Raw genomic sequence first — 7,274 nt, 5'->3', positions numbered from 1 at the left:
CTCGATTTCGTAGTCCCAGCCCCGCGAGGATGATTAGGAGCTTTTTGGAGTCTAATACTCAATGAAAATCAAAGAGCAAACTAGGAAGCTAGCCGCAGGTTGCTCAAAGCACTGCTTTGAGGTTGTAGATAGAACTGACGAAGTCAGTAACATATATACGGAAAGGCGACGCTGACGTGGTTTGAATTTGATTTTCGAAGAGTATAAAAGACGAACAGAAAGTTCAATCAGCTACCGCGTCAAAGTTTGATTGCTAATAAAAAGTGAGGTCGGGATCTTTTGTCCCAACCTCTTTTACGGACTATCAAACTGATATTTCCTTATAGATTATTGACTAGATTTACCCTTGTCCAGCAGCTTGACCATCTCATTTTTTCGCTCTTCTAGCTCGGCAATTTGATGGAGTAAAAGTCCTGAAAAATCACATTCAAGCTCTTCAGTTTCGCCACTATTATACCAATCTAGAGCTACTATATGATTGTCCTTATCAAAGCAGAAAATCACATCTCCATCCCCGATGATAGATAGAAATGGAATATAGTCAACAAATTCTAAATCATGTAATTCCTTAGTTTTTATTCGAATGTCTAGGAAGTCTGGGATGCCATTTGCAATTCCCAAGACCTTGATACCTCGGCAGAAGGTCCAAAAAGGGGCTACATCGTAAGCCTTGGCTCTTGGCCATAGCTCTTCCCTGACTTCCATAAAGAGACCTCCCAGAGCTGACATGGTGAATTCCCTGAAATCTTCTGGCAGACGAATGCCGTATTGATTTTCAAAATCCTGAACATCTTCTTCCGATGGTTCATTGCCCATGCAGGCGACAACTTGATAAGTTTCCTTATCATAGTGACGAAAATAATCATAAACTTCCTTGAGTGCCATCATTTTATTCCTTTTTATTCAGAAACAGTAACTACAAATCCAGCTGGTAAGATAACCTCTTGTTCAGCTTTAAGCTGGCAATGACTAGCTAAATCAACAGAGTCTCTTTCTAAAACAAAATTCTCTTTAGACTGGTTAAAGATAGCCTGAACTTCTTTCCCTTCGTAGTTCCAGGTTAATGACAGAACATCTGGCTTCACTTCTTCTAGCTTATTGGTTCCATATTGAATAATGCTTGAAATTTCCTTACGGACCTTGATTAATTGCTTCATGAAATTCAGCATATCATTGTCCTCAGAAACACGGTTCCAAGGCATGACACGGCGGCAATCGGGATCTGGTCCACCTAATAGTGCTAGCTCTGTTCCGTAATAGATACAAGGGGTACCTTTCTGCAGATAGAGGAAAGTTAGGGCTGCCTTGACATGCTGGATATTTCCATTGGCAGTTGTGAGGATACGCTCCGTATCGTGAGAATCCAGAAGGTTAAACATCACTTCCGAGATTTGTTGCTTGTAGTACATAGACTGGCTGTTGATTTCTGAAATAAACTGCTCTGTCTTTTTATGCTGACGCAAGAAATAATCCTTGATACTTTCAGAGAGCGGGTAGTTCATGACAGCATGGAACTCATCCCCTTTTAGCCAAGGCTGAGAAGTATGCCAGATTTCACCTAAGATGTACAAATAAGGCTTTTTAGCGAGAACTGCCTTTCTAAAATCTTTCCAGAACTGATGGTCAATTTCATTGGCAACGTCCAAACGCCAAGCATCGATATCAAAATTCTCAATCCAGTAGGTCGCAACACTTAAAAGATAGTCTTTGACTTCAGGATTTGCTGTATTTAACTTAGGCATATAGCTAGCAAAGGCAAAGGTATGATAAGGTAATTCTCTGGCCTTCTTAAGCTTATCCTCAGTAATTGGAAATTCCTGAATATGGAACCAATCTTTATAAACTGAGTTTTCTCCATTTTTTAGAACATCCTGCCATTGGACTGACTGGTTGCCAATATGATTAAATACTGCATCTAGCATAATCTTGATACCACGTTTGTGGGCTTCCTCGACTAGATTACGAAAGACTTCCTTGTCTCCAAAGTGACGGTCGATTTCAAAATAATCCGTCGTATCGTACTTGTGATTGGTCGTCGCTTCAAAAATCGGACATAGGTAAATTCCAGTGATTCCCAAATCTTTTAGATAGTCTAAATGGTCAATAATCCCTTGTAAATCTCCACCAAAAAAATCATCCATGTTAGGTGCAATGGTAGCATCCCACTCTCGAGCTCCATCTGGAGTCAAATTAGGATTTCCATTAGCAAAGCGTTCTGGGAAAATCTGATACCAAACAGTTTCTGAAACCCAGCTAGGAACTTGGCAACCGTCGATTTCGTGAATATAAGGAAGCTTGAAACCATTACCTTCAGCATCCAAGTTTTCTTGAGTATGTTCTACACAACCCTTATCTCCATAGTAGACACCCTGGCCTTCTGTATCAAGAAGTTCAAAGAGATACTGAATCCGTGCAAAATCAACCGATACTGTAACCTGCCAATAATCAAATAAGGCATCTGAGGTTACTTTGGTCATTTCTTTCTTAGATTCATACTTATCCTCAATGAAAATAAAGGGATCACCATAGTGTAGAATGACCTGCTGGACATCATCTTTCTTGGTTTTGATTCGGATATGTAACTGACCTTCTTTGTAAAGATAAGCATACTCTGATTCTGGTCTATGATAAATGGCTGTCAATTCCATGTCTTGTCTCCTAAAAATAATGAAACGCAAACGTTTTTATAATCGATGTTTCTAGTATACTATTTTAAAATTTGATTTGCAATACTGGGAGATATTTGATAATAAAACACCCCAAAAGTCAGTGTTTACTGGCTCTTGAGGTGCGAATATGATTCTACTTATAATTAAAAGTCTCCCCAGCCAACTTATCTGCTAACTTAGGAAAGAGGGTATAAAACTTATGGGCTAAGTGCAGCAAGATTGGAAGATTGAGTTCCCGCTTGTTTTTTCCTATGGTTTTGACAATCTTTCTAGCTACTTCATCTGGCTCGAGTAGGAAACGGTCAACCGACTTAAGGTAGGTTCCATCCGGATCAGCCTGATCAAAAAATCCTGTACGAATCGGACCTGGATTGACCGTCGTCACATAGACTCCATAGGGCATGAGTTCTAGGCGCAGAGCATTTGAAAAACCAATGGCCGCAAACTTGGTCGCTGAATAAAGACTAGACTTGCTAGTCGCTATCAATCCAGCCATGCTGACGATATTGATGATATGACCTTTTCGGATTTCCTTCATACGAGAAGCAACCAAACGAGATAGATTCATGAGAGCAAAGGTGTTAACCTCAAACATCTGATGAATATCTTGATCAGAAATCTTATCAAAATCTTCAAAAATCCCGTAGCCAGCATTATTAATCAAAACATCAATCTTTCCATAGCGCTGGTAGAGTTCAGCTACTAGGCCTTCTAGGGCTTGAGCATCGGTAATATCAATCTCAACCAATTCAGCCTGTGGATGATTTCCGTATAGTTGAGCTAATTTTTCTCTATTTCTACCCAGCAAAATCAATTGATCATTGGGCAAGAGTTTGACCATTTCTTGGGCTAGACCACCACTAGCTCCCGTAATGAGAACAGTAGACATACTTTTCCTTTCTCGATCTTCTAGATTTCCACTTCTTCCAGGTCTTTAACCACATGGACATTTTCAAAAATTGTTGCCGCATCTTTCTTGAGCTGGCTAATGTCTTTTGAAAGAAAACGAGCACTGATATGGTTGAGTAAGAGGCGTTTGGCTCCTGCTTCTGCCGCTACCTGAGCAGCCTGCATATTGGTTGAGTGACCGTGGTTGCGGGCAATCTTTTCGTCTCCCTTGCCATAAGTCGACTCATGGACAAGAACATCTGCATTGACACCAAGACGCACACTGGCATCTGTTTTTCGAGTATCTCCCAAAATGGTAATAATCTTACCAGGTCGCGGTGCTGAAATATAATCTGCTGCCTTAATCTCGGTGCCGTTTTCTAGGACAACATCCTGACCGTTTTTGATTTTTCCAAAGAGAGGTCCAAATGGAACACCAGCAGCCTTGAGTTTCTCAGCATCCAAGGTCCCTTCTAGGTCCTTTTGCATGATACGATAGCCGACACAGAAAATCGTGTGATCCAACTCTTCCGCATACACCTTGAATTTATCTGTTTCAAGAATTTTCCCTAGAGAATCCTTGTCAAATTCATGGAAATGAATCTTATAGGGCAGGCGTGAACCTGACACACGTAAACTAGTCAAGACAAATGACTTGATGCCTTGGGGACCATAGATTTCCAAATCTGTCTGCTCTTCATTGGCTTGAAAAGCACGACTAGAAAGAAAACCTGGCAAGCCAAAAATATGGTCTCCGTGCAAGTGGGTGATAAAGATTTTGCTGATTTTTCGTGGTCGAATCGTGGTTTCCAGAATGCGATTTTGCGTTCCTTCGCCACAGTCAAAGAGCCAGACTTCGTTAATCTCGTCCAAGAGTTTCAGGGCGAGACTTGAAACGTTGCGGGCTTTAGAGGGCTGACCAGCCCCTGTTCCTAAAAATTGAATATCCATTCGATACTTTCTAATTAATTAAAATATAACATAGCGGTGCGGTTTTCTGAGCGATAATAAAGCTTACCAGTAAAGGCTTTAGCTTCTTGTAATAAATCTTCTTGACTATAACCTTTGAGACGCTTGCGACCATCTGCCAAGCTTTCCAAGTCAGTTAAAGCTGTTAAGCTTTCTACACTAACTATTTCCTCATCCCCGACAACCTTCATGTAAATTTTTCCAGACTCCTCAAAGACTAGCTGATGGGGGAAAATTTGCGCAATTTCAAAAAGTAAGTCAGCTGTGATTGCTTCCTCATATTCAGAGAAAATGCGACCAAGGCCTTCTCTCTCATAGCAAAAACCAAAAGATTTGCCTGATAGATTCAGACGAATAAAGGGCTTGCTTTCTTCCGTGAAACTTGGCTCAGCATTGTAGAGGTTCAGTTCCTGGCTGACTTCCGCAAAATAATCTGTCGCAGCTTGAGGACTTTTTTTCTGGTAAAGTTCTGCAAAGTAGGCATTAACTACGCTGGGGGGAGGGGTGATGAGGGCTAACTGCTCTTGGTCAGACCTACCAGCTAAAAGCTGATCCAGATAGACCTTGTCTAGACTTGTATAGCCGCCATATTTGAGAGCTAATGATTTGATGTCAGTCATAAAATTCTTCTAATCTCCATTTGTTTTTCTCAGCAATGTAGCCTGTGATGACCTCGCCATCATCTTGGTAGTCATGCTCTTCAAGAATCGCAACACTTTCTAAATCATGAATCTTGTAGGACTTAGAAAAAGGCACGCGCAAAGTAAAGGGTTCAAAAATTTCCTTGATCTTATCTAGCAATAAAGCTTGCAACTGTTCTCGACTATCTTTAGACTTGGCAGAAATCAATGCATAAGGCGTTTGAGTAGGCGTGAAATCTTCCACCAAATCCGCTTTATTATAAAGGGTCAAGCGAGGAATATCCTCCATGTCCAAGTCTTTCATGATGGAAAGAACTGTTTTTTCATGTTCCTCATGATAAGGATTGCTGGCATCGATAACATGAACCAGGAGATCTACATGCTTGCTTTCTTCCAAGGTCGACTTGAAACTTGACACCAATTCTGTCGGCAAGTCTTGGATAAATCCAACGGTATCAGTCAAGGTAACCTGTAGATTGCCCCCCAGATGGATGCTTTTAGTTGTTGCATCTAGAGTTGCAAAAAGCTCATCCGCTTCATACTGGGCCTTGCTGGTCAAGGTATTCATGATGGTTGATTTACCAGCATTGGTGTAGCCAATCAAACCAATCTTAAAGGTACTTGACTCCAGGCGTTTTTCTCGGACTGTCGCCCGATTTTTCTCAACCACCTTGAGTTGACGTTCGATATCTGTAATTTGGTTGCGAACACTACGACGGTTAAGCTCCAGCTGGCTTTCACCAGGACCACGGGAACCAATTCCCCCTGCCTGACGGCTGAGCATAATCCCCTGACCAACCAAACGAGGCAAGAGATACTTGAGTTGTGCAAGATGAACTTGTAGCTTACCTTCATGGCTTCGAGCTCTCATGGCAAAGATGTCCAAAATCAACTGCATACGGTCAATGACCTTGACACCTAACACTTCCTCGAGGTTAACATTTTGCCGTGGTGTCAGACGGTTATTGACGATGACTGTCGTGATTTCTTCTGCGTCCACCATTTGAGCAATTTCTTCCAACTTACCAGTTCCGACAAAGGTCTTGGAGTCGTATTTTTCACGTTTTTGTCTGTAACTATCGACTACAACTGCACCAGCCGTCTTAGCTAGACTAACCAGCTCTTCCATGGAGAGGTCAAAATTATCCATGCCCTGGAGTTCAACACCAATGAGCAGGACTCGCTCCTCTTTTTTCTCCGTTTCAATCATCTAAAAACTCCTCAATCTGGTTTAAAATACGCTCTTTAACACCAGATTCTCCTATCTGATAAAGGGTCACCTGCATACGATTACGGAACCAGGTTAGCTGACGCTTGGCAAAACGGCGAGTCGCCTGTTTGAGGCTGTCACGAGCTTCTTCTAAGGACTGCTCTCCACGAAAATAAGGAAAGAGTTCCTTATAGCCAATCCCTTTAGCAGCCTGCACATCTGGATAATGGTCAAACAACCACTTAGCTTCATCCAATAGTCCAGCTTCAAACATCAAATCCACACGGTGGTTAATCCGTTCATAAAGCTGACTACGCTCATCATCCAAGCAAATAATCAGAGGTTCATACAAGGTCTCTTGATTTTCCAAGTCTTGACCAAAATGGGCAATTTCCAAGGCACGCATGGCACGACGACGATTAAACTGGGGAATTTCAAGGCCAGCTTGCTCCACAAGATGAGCTAATTCCTCATCTGTATAAGGCTCTAAACTAGCTCGATAGTCCAAAATCTCCTCATGAGGTGTCTCTCCACCTAGATGATAGCCCTCTAGTAGACTCTGGATGTAAAGCCCAGTTCCACCTGCAATAATAGCGAGCTTACCTCGACTGTCAATATCCTCAATAGCCATCTTAGCTTCTGAAACAAAATCAAAAGCCGAGTAAGACTCGGTTACCTCTCTAACATCGATTAAATGATGAGGAACAGTTGCCTGCTCTTCTGGACTAGCCTTAGCCGTCCCAATATCTAGACCTCTATAGACTTGCTGACTATCGCCACTAACCACTTCGCCATTAAAATGCTTAGCAACTTCAATGGCTAGAGCTGTTTTTCCAACTGCGGTCGGTCCAACAATCACAATTATTTTTGTTTTCATCTTTTTTCCTTGAAAAATTC

Annotated in this window: 7 protein-coding genes; all 7 read right to left on the bottom strand. The window is 41.8% G+C overall.

Going from position 1 to position 7,274, the window contains the following annotated elements; all coding sequences use genetic code 11:
• Positions 1 to 327 precede the first annotated feature (327 nt).
• Positions 328 to 885 carry an SMI1/KNR4 family protein gene (locus RQ973_RS09345; protein WP_311523815.1) on the bottom strand — a complete coding sequence of 186 codons (558 nt, stop codon included), beginning with the start codon at positions 883 to 885 and terminating at the stop codon, positions 328 to 330.
• A gap of 14 nt (positions 886 to 899) precedes the next feature.
• Positions 900 to 2,648 carry a glycoside hydrolase family 13 protein gene (locus RQ973_RS09340; RefSeq protein WP_311523813.1) on the bottom strand — a complete coding sequence of 583 codons (1,749 nt, stop codon included), beginning with the start codon at positions 2,646 to 2,648 and terminating at the stop codon, positions 900 to 902.
• A 154-nt stretch (positions 2,649 to 2,802) separates the two neighbouring features.
• The gene (locus tag RQ973_RS09335) at positions 2,803 to 3,558 is read right to left on the bottom strand and encodes an SDR family oxidoreductase (RefSeq protein ID WP_311523810.1); all 756 of its coding nucleotides are present in this window, start codon (positions 3,556 to 3,558) and stop codon (positions 2,803 to 2,805) included.
• Between the two features lie 20 nt (positions 3,559 to 3,578).
• On the bottom strand, positions 3,579 to 4,508 hold the full coding sequence (rnz, locus tag RQ973_RS09330; protein ID WP_311523807.1) for a ribonuclease Z: 930 nt from the start codon (positions 4,506 to 4,508) through the stop codon (positions 3,579 to 3,581).
• Positions 4,509 to 4,522: 14 nt separating this feature from the next.
• Positions 4,523 to 5,146 carry a cystathionine beta-lyase gene (locus RQ973_RS09325; protein ID WP_075232412.1) on the bottom strand — a complete coding sequence of 208 codons (624 nt, stop codon included), beginning with the start codon at positions 5,144 to 5,146 and terminating at the stop codon, positions 4,523 to 4,525.
• Positions 5,139 to 6,377 carry a GTPase HflX gene (gene hflX, locus RQ973_RS09320; protein ID WP_311523805.1) on the bottom strand — a complete coding sequence of 413 codons (1,239 nt, stop codon included), beginning with the start codon at positions 6,375 to 6,377 and terminating at the stop codon, positions 5,139 to 5,141. The genes RQ973_RS09325 and hflX overlap by 8 nt, the downstream gene beginning before the upstream one ends.
• Positions 6,370 to 7,254, bottom strand: coding sequence for a tRNA (adenosine(37)-N6)-dimethylallyltransferase MiaA (gene miaA / locus RQ973_RS09315; RefSeq protein ID WP_311523804.1), 885 nt, complete (start codon positions 7,252 to 7,254; stop codon positions 6,370 to 6,372). Before miaA ends, hflX begins: the two co-directional genes overlap by 8 nt.
• Between the last annotated feature and the right edge of the window lie 20 nt (positions 7,255 to 7,274).

Source organism: uncultured Streptococcus sp. (assembly GCF_963511325.1).
In the GTDB taxonomy this organism is placed as follows: Bacteria; Bacillota; Bacilli; order Lactobacillales; family Streptococcaceae; genus Streptococcus.
This window is presented reverse-complemented; position numbering and strand designations above follow the sequence as displayed.